The sequence below is a fragment of the Streptomyces sp. NPDC057854 genome (genome assembly GCF_042797055.1).
Classification (GTDB): Bacteria; Actinomycetota; Actinomycetes; order Streptomycetales; family Streptomycetaceae; genus Streptomyces.
In genome coordinates this window covers 250,557-268,972 of sequence record NZ_JBHVMF010000001.1, presented here as the reverse complement: position 1 = coordinate 268,972, position 18,416 = coordinate 250,557, and the positions used below count along the sequence as shown (strand labels likewise).

The following is an 18,416-nucleotide window of genomic DNA, read 5'->3' as shown; positions in this document are numbered from 1 at the left end:
CTCCTCGCTCCGGCCCAGTCCCGGTATCGGATGCGGTCGACGGCGTTTCGGTGCCTCATGGCTGGTCACCTCTCCTGCGGTGTCCCCGTTTCCCAGGGTCCTCCGTGCCCGCCGCCCGGGGGAGGGCCGTCCGGCCCCCATGCGTGCCCGTGGTCCTCCGCGTAGGCCGCGAAGACCCTGTCGGTCCCCTCGCCCGTGAGCAGGAAACGTTCGTCGAGCACGGCCGCCAGGTCGTCGAGGGCCTTGCGCAGCACCGACGCGGAGAGCCGGACGTCCGGGTGGCGCGCCTCGTCGGCGCCGTCGGCGAGGCCGAGGGCGTATCCGAGCTGCCGGGGGAGGGACGTGTTCTCGTCGGCGTCGTGGAAGTAGTACGACTCGGCGTACTGCATGAAGTCGACGGTGCCGGTGGACAGGCCGGCGGCGAGCCCGTCGAGGAGCGCCGCCCCGCCGTCGGAGTCGAGTGCCCGGACGGTGACCCGGCCGCGGCGCACGTGGGACAGCCGCAGGGCCAGCGTCCTGCGGCGGGCGAGGGCGGGGTAGATGCCGAGGAGCCACGCGACCGTGGCCGACAGGAGCACGAAGCCCACCAGGGCCTCCAGGGGCGCCAGCACCCGCAGCCACTCCGGGGTCGGGGCGATGTCGCCGAGGCCGAGCGTGGCCAGGGTGACCAGGGAGAGGTACAGGGCGTCCAGCGGGCCGGCGTGCTCGGACGGCGTGAGCCCGGGCGCGTAGGAGAAGTCCTCCGGCATGCGGGGCCAGTAGACGAGCGCCCATCCCACGGCCACCGTCAGCGCCCAGACGGCGACCACCGCCACCATGCCGAGCGGGCCGGCCAGCCCGGCCGGGCGCCACCGCGTGCCGCGGTGTGCCGACAGACGCCACACCGTCCGCATCACCACTCTGCTCAGACCGCCGTGGCGGGTCGGATGCCAGAGCGTGTGGAAGACGTCCCGGAGGACGAGCAATACCAGCAGAACGCCCAACGGCGTCACGAGCCACGTCATAGCGGACCCCTTCCGGACTGCAGCCACTCCACCCCGGCAGGGTGGTGTGGCCACTCCGCCGCGCAGGTTGTTCTTCCCGTCTCCGTCGCCTCTTCGGCCCTGTCCCGCCGCATACCTCCTATGGCCCTGTTCGGGTCCGTCCGATGACGCGGTTCCGGACGACGGAGGTCAGCGCTGTCAGCCGGGCCGAGACAGCGGGAACGGGAGCCACCGGCCCTTCGACGTGCCTCGCCTCCCCCGGCAGCGAGGCGAGGTCAGCCTCGAAACGGGACCGGGCCGCCGCGAGGGTGTCCGGCGACCCGGTGCGGAGCCCGCCGCGCATCACGGTCCGCAGCAGCGGCTCCGTGCCCTCGGGCGGCTCCTCGTTCGCCAGGCCGATCACGTCGCGCAGCTCCGGCCCGCGGAAGACCTGTTTCGGGCCCGGCGCCGTGACCTTGGCGGACGACAGCTTCATCACGGGCCGGCCGTCGTACTCGACCAGCTTGTACGCGGCGTCCAGATACGGTGCGTCGGAGGCCGTGCCGACCTTCGTCCCGACGGCGTACGCGTCGATCGGCGCGCCCTCCCGCACCAGCCGGTCCACCCCGTACTCGTCCAGGCCGCCGCTCGCGATGATCCGGACGTCCGCCAGCCCGGCCGCGTCGAGCGTGGCGCGGGCCCGGCGGGCCAGCGCCCCCAGGTCACCGCTGTCGAGCCGGACCGCGCATCCTGCGGCGAGCCCGAGGTCCGCGAACACGCGTGCCGCGGTCGCGACCCCGCGCCCGGTGTCGTAGGTGTCGACCAGGAACGTCACCGGACCGGGGTGGGTCCGGGCGAAGGCGCGGAACGCCCGCTCCTCGGAGGGGAAGCACTCGACGTAGGAGTGGGCCATCGTGCCGGCCGCCGGGATGCCGTACCGGCAGGCGGCGGCGACGTTGCTGGTGCCCGCGAACCCGACCAGGGCGCACAGCCGGGCCGCCTCCACGCCGGCCCCGGGGCCGTGGGCCCGGCGCAGCGAGAAGTCCACCAGGGTCCGCCCGCGGGCCGCGAGGACGCACCGGGCGGCCTTGGAAGCGACCGCCGTCTGATGGCAGAGCAGGGACAGCAGGTACGTCTCGACCAGCTGGGCCTGCGGCAGTGGCGCCGTCACCTCCAGCAGCGGCTCACCCGCGAACACCACCCGCCCCTCCGGAACGGCCCGCACCTCCCCGTCGAAGGAGAGTCCGCGCAGCGGTGCGAGGTCCGCGACGGGCCGCCGCAGCGCCGCCGCGAACTCCTCGACGTCCGTACGGCTCACCTGGAACCGCGCCAGGTAGTCCAAGGCCGGTTCCAGGCCGGCGGCGATCAGGAAACCCCGCCCCGGCGGGAGGTCCCGCACGAACAGGCTGAACGTGGCCGGCGCCCGCATGTCCTCCCGCAGGTACGAGAGCGCCATGGTGACCTCGTAGAGGTCGGTGGTCGTCACCTCGGACATGCTTCGAGCATGCGCGGTCGACCGGCGCTCCGCATGGGGCCGGGACACCGGTCTCACGCTCCGGCGGCGAGGGTGAGGCCGCACCGTACGTCCACCACGCCCTCCACGGCCCGGGCCAGGCGCTCCGCGACCGGGACGAGCGTGCTGTCGCGCACGTCGCCGGTCAGGGTCACGACACCGGCCTCGACGCGGACCTCGATCCGGTCCCGGGAGAGCGGGAAGAGGTGCGCGACCACATCGCGGCGGATCTCGTCGGCGAGCTCCTCGTCCGGCCGGAGGAACACCTTGAGCAGATCGGACCGGCTCACGACGCCCTGGATCACGCCCTCCCCGTCCACGACCGGCAGCCGCTTCACCCGGTGGGTGGCCATGAGCCGGGCGGCCCGCGACAGGGTCGCGTCGGGGCCGATGGTGAGTGCCGGAGCGGTCATCAGCTCCGCCGCCCGGTCGGAACCGGCCTTCGCGGTGGCGTCGTGCCGCCGCAGCTGCTCGATCATGCCGAGGCGGTGGTCGTGGAACTCCTCCTTGAGGAGCAGGTCCGCCTCGGACACCACGCCGACGACGCGGCCCTCGCCCTCCAGGACGGGGAGCGCGGTCACCTTCCAGCGCTCCATGGCGGCGGCGATCTCCTTGAACGGGGTGTCGGGGCGAACGGCGACGACCTTTTTGGTCATCACGTCGGCGACGGTGAACGGCCTGTAGGTCATGGCGGTCTCCTTCAGCGGGCGTAGGCCAGGGCTTCCGCGCCGGCGTGCGGCGCGAGGTCTTCGAGGAGGCGGCTTCGCACCGCCAGCAGCCGGCGCGCCATCGTGGCGGCGACGCACGCGAACACGGCCTCGCCGACGGACGGGTCCCGGGCGCAGAGCTCCCGTACCGCCCGGGCGTCGAACTCCAGGGCGCGGACCTCGGTGACCGCGGTGGCGCCGAGGTGCCAGATGTGGGGCGGGACGATCCAGGAGCAGCCGAGGAGCGCGCCGCCGACGAGGGTGTCCACGACGGCGTCGCGGCGGCCGGGGACATGGGTGTCGAGCTCGACGCGGCCCGTTCGGACGATCCAGAAGCGGTCGGCCCGCTGCCGCTCGCGGAAGATCCGGGTGCCGGCCTCGAAGCGGACCGGCCGGGAGTGCTCCAGGAGCTGTTCCCGTGCCTTCGGGGGGAGTTCGTCCAGCAGGGTCCGCGTGGTGGTCATCGTGTCCTCCAGCCCTTCCCTCCCAGGGTCCGGCGGGGCTCGCGTCGGGCGGCAGGGCCGCGAGGGTCCGACGGTGGGGCCCGAAGGGCCCGTCTCAGCGGACCAGGACGGCCTCGCCGGAGCGGGGCACGACGGCCGTCCAGCCCAGTTCGCGGTCGAGCCGGTCGCGGAGCGCTTCGGAGGCGGCCGGTTCGCCGTGCACGACGTAGGTGGTGTGCGGGGCGGGCGCGCCCCGGAGCCAGTCGACGACCTGTGCCGCGTCGGCATGGGCGGAGAAGTGCGGTACGTCGGCGACCTCGGCCCGTACGGGCACGTACTCGCCGAACATCTTCAGCGCGCGGGCTCCGTCCACCAGGTCCCGGGCCCGGGTACCGGCGGCGGCGAAGCCGACCACGACGACGGCGTTGCGCGGGTCGGGCAGGAGCCGGCGCAGGTGGTGCAGGACGCGGCCACCGGTGGCCATGCCGGCCGAAGACACGATGACGGCGGGTCCGTGCACGCTGTTGATGTCGATGGACTCCCGCACGGTCCGGGCGGCGAGGAACGGGGCGGGGCTCAGCGCGGCCTCCCCCCGCGCCAGGATCTCGGGGCGCAGCTCGGGGGAGCGCTCGCGCACGGCGTCGCGGTAGACGTCGAGGGCGGCCAGCGCCATCGGGCTGTCCACGAAGACGGGTACCGAAGGGGGAAGCACGCCCGTCTCGCGCAGCCGGGTCAGCTCGTGCAGGACGACCTCGGTCCGGTCGATGGCGAAGGCGGGGATCACCACCGTCCCGTTCCGGGAGAGGGTCCGTGCGACGACCGCCGCGAACTCCGAACGGGCGGAGTCCTGGTCGTGGTACCGGTCGCCGTACGTCGACTCCACCAGCAGCGTGTTCGCGCCGGAGAACGGCTCCGGTGGCAGGAGCAGCGGGTGGCCGGGGCGCCCCAGGTCGCCGGAGACGGCCAGCGTGTGCCCGTCCTCCAGAGTGAGGCGGGCCCAGGTCGAGCCGAGGATGTGGCCGCCGTGGTGGAGCGTCAGCCGGGTGCCGCGCAGGAGCTCCACGTCCTCCCCGATGGGGACGGGGTCGAAGAACGACAGCGTCTTGTCCACGTCGGTGTCGTCGTACAGCGGCTTCGCCGGGCGGTGCTTGGACCAGCCGTGCTCGTCGGCGTGCCGGGCCGCCTCCATCTGCAGGCGTGCGCTGTCGCGCAGGACGATCCCGGCGAGGCGGGCCGTGTGCGGGGTCGCGAGGATCGGCCCGCGGAAGCCCTGCCGGACCAGGCGCGGCAAGTATCCGCAGTGGTCCAGATGGGCGTGGGTGACGACCACGGCGCGGACATCGGCCGCGTCACGGGCGAACCGGTCCCAGTTGCGGCGGCGCAGTTTCGCGAAACCCTGGAAGAGACCGCAGTCGACGAGGACCCGGGCGTGGTCGCTCTCGACGAGGAACTTGCTGCCGGTGACCGTCCCCACGCCGCCCAGGAACGAGAGCAGGGCGGGGCGAGGGGAGGAGGGAGCGGAATGCGGGGCTGCCTCGGACATGGGCGGGTCCTCCTTCGTCCCGGGGACCGGCCTCGCCGGCCCCTGTCCACCCTCGCGCCGCCCGGGGCCGCGGTGCATGGGCCCGTAGGGCCCCGGGCGGGGACCGACCGGCCCATGCGCACGGGCCCGCCGACGGGCCAGCCTGACGGTGACGTCCGCGGGACGAGACCCGCGGGCCCTTCGAGGAGGCGGCCGTCATGAAGGCTCTCGTGTTCCAGGGGACGGGCGAGGTGGCGTGGCAGGAGGTGGCCGACCCCGCCGTCGAGGACGCCGCCGACGCGATCGTCCGCGTCGACGCCGTCACCCTCTGCGGGACCGACCTGCACATCGTCAAGGGGGACGTTCCCGAGGTGGAACCGGGCCGCGTCCTCGGCCACGAGGCGGTGGGCACGGTGGTCGAGACGGGCGGCGACGTCCGCACGGTGCGGCCCGGGGACCGCGTCCTCGTCTCCTGCATCTCCTCGTGCGGCCGCTGCGCCTTCTGCCGCGATCGGCGCTACGGGCAGTGCGGTGGTGGCGGCGGCTGGGTCCTGGGCCACTTGATCGACGGGACGCAGGCCGAGTACGTCCGTGTGCCCTTCGCCGACCTCTCCGTCCACCCGCTGCCGAGCGTGGTCGACAGCTTCGACGCGGTGCTCCTCGCCGACATCTTCCCCACGGCGTACGAGGTCGGCGTCCTCAACGGCGGCGTCCGGCCGGGCGACACGGTCGTCGTGGTCGGCGCGGGGCCCATCGGCCTCGCCGCGATCATCACCGCACGCCTCTACAGCCCCGGCCGGATCATCGCCGTCGACCTGGCCGACTCCCGCCTCGCCGCCGCCCGCCGCCTCGGCGCCGACGCCACCGCCACGGCCGACGAGGGACCGGAACAGCTCGTCGCCGACCTGACCGACGGCCTCGGCGCCGACGTCGTCATGGAAGCGGTGGGCGTCCCGGAGACCTTCGAGATGTGCACCCGCATGGTCCGCCCCGGCGGGCGGGTCGCCAACATAGGAGTCCACGGAAAGCCCGCCGCCCTCCACCTCGAAGACCTGTGGATCAAGGACGTCACCCTCACCACCGGCCTCGTCGACACCTCCTCGACGCCGATGCTGCTGCGCATGACGGCCGCCGGCCGGCTCCCGGTCTCCGGACTGGTCACCCACCGCTTCGAACTGGGGCAGATGGAAGAGGCGTACGACGTCTTCGGCCGTGCCGCCGAGACCGGGGCGATCAAGGTCGCGCTCGGCGGACCGCAGCACACGTCCCTCCAGGCCACAGGAGCCGGATGAACCGCCACCGTCCCACCGGCTCCGCACCGCCACGCGCCGTCGTCCTCGACACCGACGGCGTGCTGGTCGACTCCGCCGCCGTCCACGCGGCGGCGTGGAAGACGGCCTTCGACGCCTGCCTCGTGGAGCGGGCGGACGGGACAGCACGACAGGAGCTGTTCGACGCGGACGCCGACTACCGCACATACGTCGACGGCCGGTCCCGCTACGACGGCGCGGAGGCGTTCCTGACCGCCCGAGGCATCCGCCTGCCGCACGGAACGCCCGACGACCGCCCCGGGCACGGCACGATCCGGGCCGTGGCCGCGCGCAAGGAACAGGCGTTCCGCGACGCCCTGCGCACCGAGCCGGTGGTCGCCTTCGACGACGCCGTACGGGCCCTGACCGCCCTGCGCGACCTCCGCGTGCCGTGCGCGGCGGTCTCCGCCTCCCGGCACGCCCGCGCACTGCTCGCCGCCGGCGGATTCGACCGGCTCCTCCGCACCGTCGTGGACGGCGAGGAAGCCGCCCGGCTCGGACTGCCCGGCAAACCGGACCCTGCGCTCTTCCTCCACGCGGCCCACGCCCTCGGCGTCCGCCCCCGGGACTGCGCGGTCGTCGAGGACGCCCTCGCCGGCGTCCTGGCCGGCCGCCGCGGACGCTTCGGCCTCGTCGTCGGTGTCGACCGCACCCCCGACCGGCACACCACCGGCGCCCTCCGCGAACAGGGCGCCGACCTCGTCACCACCGACCTCATGGAGTGCGTAGAGGCGGTGTGGGGAGCGGGGCCGTGAACTCGGGGGCGGGCTGGACCTGGGACTACGACGCCTACGTGCCGGAGCGCGAGCGCCTGGTGGAGGCCCTGTGCACCCTCGGGAACGGCCGGTTCGCCGCCCGGGGCTCCGCGCCCGAGTGCGCCGCCGACACCACGCACTACCCCGGCACCTACCTCGCGGGCTGCTACGACCGGCGCACCTCGCTCGTCGACGGCCGGGAGGTCGAGAACGAGGACCTCGTCAACCTGCCGAACTGGACCCTGCTGCGTTACCGGCGCCTGCCGGAGGACGAGCCGGCGGGGGAGTGGCTCACCCCCGACTCCGACGAGCTCCGCCACTCCACCGTCCGGCTCGACCTGCGGCGAGGCGTCCTGCACCGCAGCCTCTACTTCCAGGACGCCGGAGGACGCGGACTGCGCGTCGGACACACCCGCCTCGTCCACATGGGAGATCCCAGGCTCGCCGCCCAGCGCACCACCTTCCACGCCTACGGCTGGAGCGGCGAGATCGAGGTCGAGTCCGTCCTCGACGGCGACGTGGCCAACACCGGCGTCGAGCGCTACCACCACCTGGAGAGCCGGCACCTGTCCGGCCACCGCACCGTGTTCGCGGCCGGCGGGGTCGCCGGCCTGTCCTGTCGCACGGGCGACCCCGGCCACCTGATCGCCTTGGCCGTCCGCACGGACACCCGCCCCGCAAGTCCCGCCCGGACGACCGGCACCTCGACCCGCGCCGGGCAGGCGTACCGCCTTCCCATCGCCCGGGGACGGACGGTACGGGTGACCAAGACGCTGGCCCTGCGCACCGCGTCGGCCCGCGCGCCCGGCGACCCCCTCGCGGCGGCCGTCGAGGCGGCCGGCGAAGCGCCCGCCTTCCCCGCCCTGCGGGCCGCGCACGAGGCGGCCTGGCAACGCCTCTGGGAGGAGGGCGAGCTGCACGTGCCGGGGGAGCCGGGCCGCATCCTGCGGCTGCACCTGTTCCACCTGTTGCAGACGCTCTCCCCGCACACGGCGGGACTCGACGTCGGCGTACCGGCCCGGGGCCTGCACGGCGAGGCGTACCGGGGGCACGTCTTCTGGGACGAGCTCTTCGTCCTGCCCTACCTCGACCTCCACTTCCCGGACGTGGCCAGGGCCCTGCTCCGGTACCGCCACCGGCGTCTGCCCGCCGCTCGCGCGGCCGCGCGCCGAGTGGGCCGCCAGGGAGCCATGTACCCCTGGCAGAGCGGCGGTTCGGGAGCGGAGGAGACCCAGGAGGTGCACCTCAACCCGCGGTCGGGCCGCTGGCTGCCCGACCACTCCCGGCTCCAGCGGCACGTCGGCTCGGCCGTCGCGTACAACGTCTGGAAGTACGCGCGGGCCACCGGGGACAAGGATTTCCTGCACGGCGAGGGCGCCGAGATCCTGCTGGAGGTCGCCCGGTACTGGGCCGACGCCGCCGAACCGGATCCCGCCCTCGGCCGCTATCGTCTCCGCGGCGTGGTGGGCCCCGACGAGTACCACGACGCGTACCCCGGCGCGGCGGCTCCGGGAGTCGACGACAACGCCTACACGAACGTGACCGCCGCCTGGGTGCTCGCCCGCGGCCTCGACCTGCTGCGCGAACTGCCCGCCGCACGGCGGGCGGAACTGTGCGATCGCCTCGCGCTGGGCGACGGGGCCGTCGCCCGGTGGGACGACGTGTCCCGCCGTCTGCACGTGCCGTTCCACCAAGGGGTGATCAGCCAGTTCGAAGGTTTCGGGGAACTGGCGGAGCTGGACTGGGAGGCGTACCGCGCCCGTTACGGCGATATCCGCCGCCTGGACCGGATCCTGGAGGCGGAGGGCGACGCCGTGAACCGCTACCAGGCGTCGAAGCAGGCCGACACCCTCATGCTCGGCTACCTCTTCCGGCCCGAGGAGCTGTCGGCCCTGTTCGCGCGGCTCGAGCACCGGCTGGACGACGAGACCTGGCGGGCCACGGTGGACTACTATCTGCGCCGTACCAGCCACGGTTCGACCCTCAGCAGCCTCGTCCACGGCTGGGTGCTCGCCCGGCTGAAGGGCGCCGGAGCCTGGCGGTACTGCGACGAGGCCCTGCTCTCCGACGTGGCGGACGTCCAGGGCGGCACGACCGGTGAGGGCATCCACCTCGGGGCGATGGCCGGCACGATCGACCTGGTCGAACGCGGGATCACCGGCCTGGAGGCGGGCCCGGACGGCCTGCGGGTGGCGCCGGTGTCCCTGCGGCAGCTGCCCCGGTTCGCCTTCACCCTCTGCTGCGGCGGGCACCGCGGCGTACGCCTGCGCGTGCTGCCCGGCCGGCTGGGAGTGCGGGTCCCCGCCGGGCCCGGAGCCCCCCTTGCCCTGGTCCTCCCCGGAGACCGGAGGTTCACCGTTCCGCCCGGCGAGGAACGGTGGTTCCCGCTGTGAGGGCGCGGGCGCTCAGCCGAAGGCGAGCACCTCGCAGGCGGGCCGGCGGGGCGTCGCCCGGCCCACCGGTCCGTACCCCAGACGGAACACCATCTGGACGTAGCCGACGGCCGAGAGCGGGTCCCGCGCGTCGAAGCGCAGTTCCGGCCATTCGAGGGGCTGGGACATGGGGGAGGTGGCCAGCCCGTCGAGGGTGGCCTGGAGCAGCACCCGGTGCGTCGCCTGCCCCGCCCGCAACCACGCCTCGGGCGTGTCCTCGACGGTGCCGAGCAGGGCGATCTGGGGTGTCTTCTCGAAGCGCGCCGAAGGACGGCCGGTCACCCGGCCCGGGGCGCCGAAGTCCCTGACGGGCGAGGTCACGTCGTACTGCCGCGGACCGAAGGCGTAGGCGGGCACCCCGTCGCGGTGCGACGCCTCTCCGGCCGCGCCCGTACGCGTCCAGGAGGCGATCTCCGCCCGTACGGCGTCGTCCGCCGCCTCGTACAGCGCGGAGGCGTGGACGAGCCCCATCACGGTGTCGGTGTGCCACTCGCCGGGGACGGTCAGACGGCAGCCTTCCAGCAGGGCGGCGGCACGGAGGCCGTCGAACAGCTCGGGGGGTATGCGCTCCTCGGTGAAGGGGAAGCGGCTGGTGTGCCGGCGGGGCAGGGCGGGGTGGAGCACGTCCAGTCCGTCGTCGACGCCCTCGGGCCCGTCGAACCGGACGTCGGCGAGATGCCACGGATCACCGGGGTCCGGCAGCAGCCGGACCGCCGGACGCAGCCCCCTGTGCACGGCGGCCACCCGCAGACCGAACAGGGCGGCGCCGCAGCCGAGGTGGAGGGCCCGGTGGTCGGGGTCCTGGCGGGGCATGCCGCGGGACGGGTCGCCGTACAGCTCGACGGTGCCGGACGCCTCGCGGTGGATGAAGCGCCAGGGCTGGGAGTTGTGCATCGACGGAGCCAGGACGGCTTCCTCGACCAGCGAGGCGACGAGGGGACGGGGCAGGGGGTTGGAGGCCACGGTGCGTCCTGTCTGTGCGAGGGCGGTCATTCGGAGAAGTCGTGGGCCGTGCGCGTGGACGCGGGCGCGAGACGGGCGCCGTCGTCGGGGGCGGACAGCCGGTCGACGACGGCGACGACTCCGTCCACGCGTTCGGCGAGCCTCAGGAGCATCCCGGCCTGGCTCCGCCTCCGGAGTCGGCCCGCCAGGGTGACCACGCCGTCGAGCACGTGCACGTCGACCGCGTCCTGCGGCAGGTCCAGGGCGTCCGAGAGGACCTCCTCCCGGACGCGCCGCCTGATCTCGGGGTCCGGCCGGAGGAAGACGCGAAGCAGGTCACGGCGGGTGACGATGCCCACCAGCCGCTCCTCCTCGTCGACCACGGGCAGGCGTTCCACCCCGCGGCGCACCATGAGCCGTGCCGCGTCCGCTGCGGCCTCCTCGGCGTGCACGGTGACGGCGGGAGCGCTCATCACACCCCGGGCGGTCAGGGCCCTGCGAGCGAGGAGGTCGCTCTCGGAGACCACGCCGACCACGTGGTCGTCGGCGTCGACGACGGGCAGCCCGCTGATGTCGTGTTCGGCGAGCAGCTTCGCCACGTCCCGGAACGACGTGTCGGGAAGGGCGGTGACCACGTCGTCGGTCATCAGGCCGCCGACCTTCAGGTGCCTCATGGCGGACCTCCCGTTCGGCTCGTCGGCGGAGGGGTGCCTACGCCACCACCGTCCACCGCGCCGGTGCGGGCCGGCGAGGGGCCGAACGGTCCACCCCGCGGGCCCGACCGGGCCTCCGTCGGCTCCGGGCGCCCGCCTCATGGGACCTTCGGCCCCACCCTGTGCCCCCTCAGGCCCTCGGGCTCTCCGGGGACCGGGTGCGAGGGTCGAAGGGCAGTCCTCGGGGAACCCCGCAAGGAGGAACCATGGCCGCAGTCCAGCGCCCCTCGGGCCTCGGCGACGTCGTCGTCGGCGTCGACGGATCCGAAGGCGCGCTGTCCGCCGTCCTGTGGGCCGCCGAAGAGGCGCTCCTGCGAGGCTCGGGGCTCTTCCTCGTCCACGCCACGGACACGGAGGCCCTCGCCCGGTACCTCTTCCAGGCCGAGATCGACGAAAGCCGCAGAACCGGTCGCGAACTCCTCGACGTCACGGCCGAGACCGTCTCCGCACGCCACCCCGACGTGCTCGTCGTCAAGGAGCTCAGCGACCGGCCGCCCTCTGAGGCGCTGCGGCACGCCGCCGCCCTGAGCGGCACGATCGTCGTCGGCCACCGGGGCCGCGGCGGATTCGCCTCGCTCCTCCTCGGATCGGTCGGCCTGCGGACCGCGGCGACCGTGGACACACCGGTGGTCGTGGTGCGGGGGCACAGCGGAACCGGACGCCCGGGTGCCGTGCTCGCCGCCGTACGGGACGATCACGACCTCGGCTGCGCGCGGGCGGCCGCCCGCGAGGCCCTGCTGCGACACCGGCCGCTCCGGCTTCTGCACGTGTGGCGAACCGCCTGGCCACGGGGCGGACGGGCCGCCTCGCGCGACCACCCCTGCGACCAGGCCGCCGACCACGTGCTCGCGCAGTCCCGGATGGAGGGCCTCCTCCGTGACGAGTTCCCGGACCTGAAGACCGAGATCGAGGGCGTGAGGAATCCCAGCGTGGCCGGAGCCCTCGTCGAAGCGAGCCGCGACGCCTGTCTCCTGGTCGTCGGCGGCCACCGGGGCCCCGGATACCTGGGGCCGACACTGGGCCGGACCACGCTCGCCCTGCTGCAACACGCCCACTGCCCGGTGGAGCTCATCCCCCGGCACGGACCCGGACACGGGAGTACGTCATGACCACCACCCCGGGACGGCGCGAACTCGTCGTCGGCATCGACCCCGTCCGCGAAGGACGCCTCGCCCTGGCCTGGGCGGCCGACGAGGCCCACCGCCGAGGGCTCGCCCTCCGCCTCGTCGTCGCCGTACCACCCGCGCACGACACCCAGCACGTCGACGACACGCCCCGGCACCAGGCCCGGACGCAGCGGGGCAAGGACGCCCTGCGCGCGGCGGCCGACTGGGCCCGGACCCGCCGGCCGGACGTGCCCGTCACCGCCGCCCTGGCCGAGGGTCCCCCCGCCGCCGTGATGGCCGGCCTCGCCCAGGAGGCCGTCATGACCGTCCTCGGCTCCCGCCACCTGAGCCGCACCGAGGAGTTCCTCAGCGCCGGCTCCCTCGTCGTGCCCGTCACCGCGCGGGCCCGCTGCCCCGTCGTCGTGGTCGGCGACGCCGAGCACACCACCCAGGACCCGGCGTACCTCGTCGTCGGCGTCGACGGCAGCGAGTCCTCCCGGGCGGCCCTCGCCTTCGCCTTCGAGGAGGCCGACCTCAGGCACTGCGCCCTGCGGGCCGTCGCGGTCTGGCAGCCCCCCGTCTTCACCCTCCACACCGGGGACACCCTGTTCCACGCCGAGCGCCGCCTGCTCTCGGAGACCACCGCGGGCTGGGCGGAGAAGTACCCGGACGTGCGCCTCACCCACGAAGTGCTCATCGGCTCGCCCGTCGAACTGCTCGCGGACGCCGCCGAGCACGCCCTGGCCGTCGTCGTCGGCCGCCGGGGCCGGGGCGGCTACACCGGCATGCGCGTCGGCTCGGTCGTCCACGGCCTCCTCCACCGCGCCCACTGCCCCGTGATCACCGTCCCCACGGGGTGAGCACGCCCCATGACGACACCGACCGACGTCCGGGCCGCCCCGACCGCCCGGGCGGCAGGACTCACCGCGACGGAGGCGGCCCGCCGCCTCGCCGCCGACGGGCCCAACGAGGTGGCCGCCCGCCGACCCGTACGGCTGTACAGCCGGGTCCTCGCCCAGCTGCGCGACCCGCTGATCATGGTGCTGCTCGGCGCCGTAGCGCTGACCCTGGCCATCGGCGACCATCCCGACAGCATCGTCATCGCCCTGGTCATCATCGTGAACACCACCGTCGGCGTCGTCCAGGAAGTCCGCGCCGACAACGCCGTCGCCGCCCTCTCGGACCTCAGTGCCCCGCACGCGCGCGTGCGGCGGGAGGGTGCCGTCCGCGACCTCCCGGCCGCGGAGGTCGTCACCGGGGACGTCCTGGTGCTCGGAGAGGGCGACATCGTCGCCGCCGACGCCCGCCTCGACGAGGCGTCCGCCCTCCTTCTGGACGAATCCATGCTCACCGGGGAATCCGTGCCGGTGGACAAGGACGCCGACGGCACCCTGAGCGCGGGCACGGTCGTCGTACGGGGCCGGGCCGTCGCCACCGTCACCGCGACCGGCCCGAGGAGCGCCCTCGGCCGCATCGCCGCCCTTCTCGACGACCGGCGCGAGGCGACCCCGCTCCAGCGTCGGCTCGCGGCACTGGGCCGGGTCCTCGCCGCGGTGACGCTGACCCTGTGCGTGCTGGTCTTCGCCCTGGGCCTCGTACGCGGTCTTCCGCCCGGGACGATGGCGGTGACCGCGATCAGCCTGGCGGTGGCGGCGGTCCCGGAGTCCCTGCCGGCCGTGGTCACCCTCGCCCTCGCCCTCGGGGCGCGGCGCATGGCCGCCCGGCACGCGCTGGTGCGCCGGCTGCCCGCGGTGGAGACGCTCGGTTCGGTGTCCGTCCTCGCCACCGACAAGACGGGCACCCTCACGGAGGGACGCATGGTCGTGCGGGAGGTCTGGACGCCCGAGGCGGGCGTCCAGCTCACGGGCGTCGGCTACGAGCCGGTGGGTGAGGTCCTGGCAGGCGGGAGACCCCCCGCGCCGGAGGAGCTCGCCCCGGTGCGGGAACTGCTGACGGTGACCGCCCTCTGCAACGACGCCGCCCTGCGCCCGCCGGACGAGACGGACCCGGACGGCCGCTGGACGGCGGTGGGCGACCCCATGGAAGCCGCCCTCCTCGCCGCGGCGGCCAAGGCGGGTTGCCCCTCGGGGAAGGAACCGGACGCCCGGCGCCCCCGGATCGCCGAAGCACCGTTCGACAGCCTCCGCAAGCGCATGACCACCCTGCACGAGACCGCTGGCGGACGGGTTCTCGTCTGCCTGAAAGGAGCACCCGAAGCAGTCCTCACCCCGGAGGTGCTGCGGGCGGACGCGGAGACCCTCGCGCGGGCCGGGGAGGCCGCGAAGCGCCTCGCCGGACGGGGCCACCGGGTGCTCGCTGTCGCCTCCGGAGTACGCCATGACGCCCCGGACCCGGTGGCGGCGGCCGAGTCGGGGCTGAGGTTCCTCGGCCTGGTGGCGCTGAGCGACCCGCCGAAGCCCCATGCGGCCGGGACGCTGGCCGCCTGCCGTGCGGCGGGCATCATCCCCGTCCTCATCACGGGCGACCATCCGGCGACCGCGCGGGCCGTCGCGGACTCCGTCGGGCTCGCCGGCGAAACCGACGGACGGGAACTCCGCGTCGCCACCGGCGAGGACGTCACCGAGGGCCTGATCGACGACCTCACGTCCGTACGGGTCTTCGCCCGCACCGATCCCCAGCAGAAGCTCGACATCGTGGCCGCCTGGCGGTCGAAGGGCGCGGTCACCGCCATGACCGGCGACGGCGTCAACGACGGCCCCGCTCTGCACCGGGCCGACATCGGCGTCGCCATGGGCGCGCGCGGCACCGAGGTCGCACGCCAGGCCGCGGATCTCGTGCTCACGGACGACGAGCTGTCGACCGTCGTGACGGCCGTGGAGGAAGGCAGGCGCGTCTACGACAACATCCGCCGCTTCCTCGTCTACGGGATGGCCGGCGGGGCCGCGGAGATCCTGGTGATGCTCGTCGGCCCGCTGCTCGGCCTGCCCCTGCCGCTGCGAGCGGGACAGATCCTCTGGATCAACCTCCTCACCCACGGCCTCACCGGGGTCGCCATGGGCGCCGAGCCGGCATCGCCGGGGACGATGCGCCGCCCTCCGCGCCCTCCGGACCAGCACATCCTCGGCGGCGGCGCCTGGCAGCGCCTGCTCGTCCTCGCTGCCGTCGTCACCGCAGCGTCCCTCGGCGCGGGCCTGGCCGCACGGTCGCTCGGCCTGGCGTGGCAGAGCGTGCTCTTCCTCGCCCTGCTCGCCGCCCAGCTCGGCGTCGTCCTCGGGCTGCGGTCCCGGCCGCTGACCCGGAAGAACCCGTTCCTTCCCCTCTCGGTCCTCACTTCCGCGCTGCTGGCCCTGGCGGCGCTCTACGTGCCCTTCCTCCGTACGGCCCTCGACACCGATCCGCTCGGAGGAGCCGGACTGGGCCTGGCCGCGGCCTGCGCGCCCGCCGGGTTCCTCGCGGCACGAGCCGTCCGCACGGCCTTCCGGGGAACGGGCTCGACAGGAACGACCGGGCCCGCCGGGCTACCGTGAAGACGGGTACGGCAGACGTCGTGCCTCCCGGGCGCGACCGGAGGTCTGATGGACCGGGAAGAAGCCGGGCCGGCGGACACCAGGCTGCCGAAGCTCCGGCTGGACGACCTGCTGGACGAGCTGCAGGCGCGCATCGACGACGTGCGCGGCACGAGAGACCGCCTCACGGGCCTCCTCGAAGCCGTCATCTCGGTGGGCCGCGAACTCGACCTCCCCCAGGTGCTGCGGGGCATCGTCGAGGCAGCCGTCTCCCTGGTCGACGCCGAGTACGGTGCCCTGGGCGTCATCGGCGAGGACCAGCGGCTGTCCGAGTTCCTTCCCATCGGCATCGACGACGACCTGCGCGCGCGGATCGGCGCCCTGCCGTCCGGCCACGGCATTCTCGGCGAGCTGATCCGCCATCCGGAGCCGCTGCGCCTGACCGAGCTGTCCGAGCACCCCGCCTCCTACGGCTTCCCGGCCCACCACCCGCCCATGCACTCCTTCCTCGGCGTCCCCATCCGGGTCCGCGACGAGGTCTTCGGCAACCTCTACCTCACCGAGAAGCGCGGGGGTGCCGACTTCGACGCCGAGGACGAGGCGGTCGTGACCACCCTTGCCGTCGCCGCGGGCATCGCCATCGAGAACGCACGGCTCTACGAGGAGGGCAGGCGCCGGCAGCGCTGGCTCGCCGCGAGCTCCGACTTCACCAGCGCCCTGCTCTCCGGCACTGGGGAGGCGGAGGTCCTGGGCGGGATGCTGGAGCAGGCCGTGGACATCGCCGACGCGGACATGGGGGTCTTCTACCTCGTCGGCTCGGAGGGCGAGCTGCGGGGCTCACTGGCCCACGGTGACGGGGCCGAAACCCATCGCGGAGTCGTCCTGCCCAGCAGCGAGGGCACCCTGGCGGCCGCCGCCCTCGGCGAGACCGACGGGCTCGTCACCGTCGCGGACGTGTCCGGCGACGCGCGGGTGACGGTCCAGCCAGAACGCTGGCAGGGCTTCGGCCCGGCCGTGGCCGTCACCGTGGGGACCAAGGAACGGCTCAGCGGCGTCCTGATCCTCGCCCGGCGCAGCGGCCGCCGCCCATTCCTGAGCTCCGAGACCGCCGCCCTCCCGGGCTTCGCCGGGCAGGCGGCCCTGGCGCTCGAACTGGCCGACCGCCGCCGCGACGCCGAGCAGGTGACCCTCCTGGAGGACCGAGACCGGATCGCCCGCGACCTCCACGACCTCGCCATCCAGCGCCTCTTCGCCACCGGCATGACGCTGCAGAGCGCCCGGCGCTTCGTCGAGCATCCCGAGGCGACGGACCGCCTGACCCGGGCGATCGACGATCTCGACGCCACCATCAAGATCATCCGCTCGACCATCTTCGGCCTCCGCGAACACGACGCTCCCGGCACCGCGCCCCGGCTCAGGAGCCGGATCGTCACGGCCGTCGACGCGGCCGCGGAGACCCTCGGCTTCGCCCCCGCGCTCCGCATGGAGGGCCTGCTGGACACCGACGTGCCCCCCGACATCGCGGACGCCGTCGTCGCCGTCATCGGCGAATCCCTCACCAACGTCGCCCGGCACGCCCACGCCCACAGGACCGAGATCGCCGTCCTCGTGGACGACGGCGTCCTGGAGGTGGAGGTCACGGACGACGGCACCGGCCTGCCACCGGACCGGGTGGACGACAGGGGGCTGCGCAACCTCGCGGAACGGGCCGAGCGCCTCGACGGCCGACTGAGCGTCCACTCCCCGACGCGACCCGATGGGGGAACCCGCCTCAGCTGGCGCGTCCCCCTGCCCCCCGACACCTCACAGGAGAATTAACCGTTCCCCGTCGCCTCGTGCTCGTGGGTCTGCGCGGCTATCACGGCCGCCTGCACCCGCCGTTCGACGCCGAGCTTGCCGAGCAACCGGGAGATGTGGTTCTTGACCGTCTTCTCCGACAGATAGAGCCGCTTCGCGATCTGCCGGTTGGTGAGCCCCTCGCCGATCAGCTCCAACACGGACCGCTCACGTTCGGACAGTGCCGCGAGCCGCTCGTCCTCGGGCGGCCGGGCGGTCTCCGGGGCGCGGAGCGACCGCATCAGACGGGCGGTGGTCGCCGGGTCGAGCATCGACTGCCCCGTCGCCACGGTCCGCACCGCCGACACGAGGTCGGACCCCTTGATCTGCTTGAGGACGTACCCCGCCGCCCCTGCCATGATCGCGTCGAGCAGCGCGTCCTCGTCGTCGAACGACGTCAGCATCAGGCACGCCAGCTCCGGCATCCGCGACCGCAGCTCCCGGCACACGGCGATGCCGTCGCCGTCGGGCAGCCGGACGTCGAGCACGGCCACGTCCGGGCGCAGCGCGGGCCCCCGGGCCAGGGCCTGACCCGCCGTGGACGCCTCCCCGACGACCCGCATGTCGGGTTCGTCGTCGATCAGGTCCCGCAGTCCCCTGCGGACGACCTCGTGATCGTCCACCAGGAAGACCCGGACGGATTCCTCGGCTGCCGGAAGCTCGGTCATGGCGACCCCTGTGCTCGGTGGGCATCTGCCCGCCCCCCAG

General features: G+C 74.3%; 15 protein-coding genes. 7 read left to right on the top strand and 8 right to left on the bottom strand.

The window, feature by feature from the left end; all coding sequences use genetic code 11:
- Positions 1-65: 65 nt before the first annotated feature.
- The 5 genes from ACFVQZ_RS01205 to ACFVQZ_RS01185 all read right to left on the bottom strand — a co-directional run bounded on the left by ACFVQZ_RS01205 (position 66) and on the right by ACFVQZ_RS01185 (position 5,168).
- Positions 66-1,004 (bottom strand): potassium channel family protein, encoded by a 939-nt coding sequence (locus tag ACFVQZ_RS01205; RefSeq protein ID WP_383618625.1) that lies wholly within the window; start codon positions 1,002-1,004, stop codon positions 66-68.
- Positions 1,005-1,122: 118 nt separating this feature from the next.
- Positions 1,123-2,457, bottom strand: a complete 1,335-nt coding sequence (locus ACFVQZ_RS01200) for a nicotinate phosphoribosyltransferase (protein WP_383618623.1) — start codon at positions 2,455-2,457, stop codon at positions 1,123-1,125.
- Positions 2,458-2,510: 53 nt separating this feature from the next.
- Positions 2,511-3,164, bottom strand: coding sequence for a CBS domain-containing protein (locus ACFVQZ_RS01195; RefSeq protein WP_383618621.1), 654 nt, complete (start codon positions 3,162-3,164; stop codon positions 2,511-2,513).
- 11 nt (positions 3,165-3,175) lie between these two features.
- Positions 3,176-3,646, bottom strand: coding sequence for a cyclic nucleotide-binding domain-containing protein (locus ACFVQZ_RS01190; protein ID WP_030493173.1), 471 nt, complete (start codon positions 3,644-3,646; stop codon positions 3,176-3,178).
- A 94-nt stretch (positions 3,647-3,740) separates the two neighbouring features.
- Positions 3,741-5,168 (bottom strand): MBL fold metallo-hydrolase RNA specificity domain-containing protein, encoded by a 1,428-nt coding sequence (locus tag ACFVQZ_RS01185; protein ID WP_383618619.1) that lies wholly within the window; start codon positions 5,166-5,168, stop codon positions 3,741-3,743.
- Between the two features lie 197 nt (positions 5,169-5,365).
- Between ACFVQZ_RS01185 and ACFVQZ_RS01180 the strand changes: the two genes are divergently transcribed.
- Genes ACFVQZ_RS01180 through ACFVQZ_RS01170 form a run of 3 tightly spaced genes read left to right on the top strand, consistent with a single transcriptional unit; the run spans position 5,366 to position 9,605 of the window.
- The gene (locus ACFVQZ_RS01180; protein ID WP_383618617.1) at positions 5,366-6,439 is read left to right on the top strand and encodes a zinc-dependent alcohol dehydrogenase family protein; all 1,074 of its coding nucleotides are present in this window, start codon (positions 5,366-5,368) and stop codon (positions 6,437-6,439) included.
- Positions 6,436-7,212 (top strand): HAD family hydrolase, encoded by a 777-nt coding sequence (locus ACFVQZ_RS01175; protein WP_383618615.1) that lies wholly within the window; start codon positions 6,436-6,438, stop codon positions 7,210-7,212. Before ACFVQZ_RS01180 ends, ACFVQZ_RS01175 begins: the two co-directional genes overlap by 4 nt.
- Positions 7,209-9,605, top strand: coding sequence for a glycoside hydrolase family 65 protein (locus ACFVQZ_RS01170; RefSeq protein WP_383618613.1), 2,397 nt, complete (start codon positions 7,209-7,211; stop codon positions 9,603-9,605). The genes ACFVQZ_RS01175 and ACFVQZ_RS01170 overlap by 4 nt, the downstream gene beginning before the upstream one ends.
- A 12-nt stretch (positions 9,606-9,617) precedes the next feature.
- On the opposite strand, the gene ACFVQZ_RS01165 is transcribed toward ACFVQZ_RS01170, so the two are convergent.
- Both ACFVQZ_RS01165 and ACFVQZ_RS01160 read right to left on the bottom strand, forming a co-directional pair.
- The gene (locus ACFVQZ_RS01165) at positions 9,618-10,607 is read right to left on the bottom strand and encodes an Acg family FMN-binding oxidoreductase (protein WP_383618611.1); all 990 of its coding nucleotides are present in this window, start codon (positions 10,605-10,607) and stop codon (positions 9,618-9,620) included.
- Positions 10,608-10,633: 26 nt separating this feature from the next.
- The gene (locus ACFVQZ_RS01160) at positions 10,634-11,260 is read right to left on the bottom strand and encodes a CBS domain-containing protein (protein ID WP_383618609.1); all 627 of its coding nucleotides are present in this window, start codon (positions 11,258-11,260) and stop codon (positions 10,634-10,636) included.
- Positions 11,261-11,505: 245 nt separating this feature from the next.
- Between ACFVQZ_RS01160 and ACFVQZ_RS01155 the strand changes: the two genes are divergently transcribed.
- The 4 genes from ACFVQZ_RS01155 to ACFVQZ_RS01140 are packed head-to-tail and all read left to right on the top strand — an operon-like array spanning position 11,506 to position 17,690.
- Positions 11,506-12,408: a universal stress protein gene (locus ACFVQZ_RS01155; protein WP_383618607.1), complete on the top strand. Its 903-nt coding sequence runs from the start codon at positions 11,506-11,508 to the stop codon at positions 12,406-12,408.
- Complete coding sequence (locus ACFVQZ_RS01150) at positions 12,405-13,265, top strand: universal stress protein (RefSeq protein ID WP_030493181.1); 861 nt, start codon at positions 12,405-12,407, stop codon at positions 13,263-13,265. Before ACFVQZ_RS01155 ends, ACFVQZ_RS01150 begins: the two co-directional genes overlap by 4 nt.
- Before the next feature lie 9 nt (positions 13,266-13,274).
- Positions 13,275-15,893: a cation-translocating P-type ATPase gene (locus tag ACFVQZ_RS01145; RefSeq protein ID WP_383618605.1), complete on the top strand. Its 2,619-nt coding sequence runs from the start codon at positions 13,275-13,277 to the stop codon at positions 15,891-15,893.
- A 48-nt stretch (positions 15,894-15,941) separates the two neighbouring features.
- The gene (locus ACFVQZ_RS01140; RefSeq protein WP_383618603.1) at positions 15,942-17,690 is read left to right on the top strand and encodes a GAF domain-containing protein; all 1,749 of its coding nucleotides are present in this window, start codon (positions 15,942-15,944) and stop codon (positions 17,688-17,690) included.
- Here ACFVQZ_RS01140 and ACFVQZ_RS01135 read toward each other — a convergent pair.
- Positions 17,687-18,376, bottom strand: coding sequence for a response regulator transcription factor (locus tag ACFVQZ_RS01135; RefSeq protein WP_030493184.1), 690 nt, complete (start codon positions 18,374-18,376; stop codon positions 17,687-17,689). The two genes, ACFVQZ_RS01140 and ACFVQZ_RS01135, sit on opposite strands and share 4 nt — an antisense overlap.
- Between the last annotated feature and the right edge of the window lie 40 nt (positions 18,377-18,416).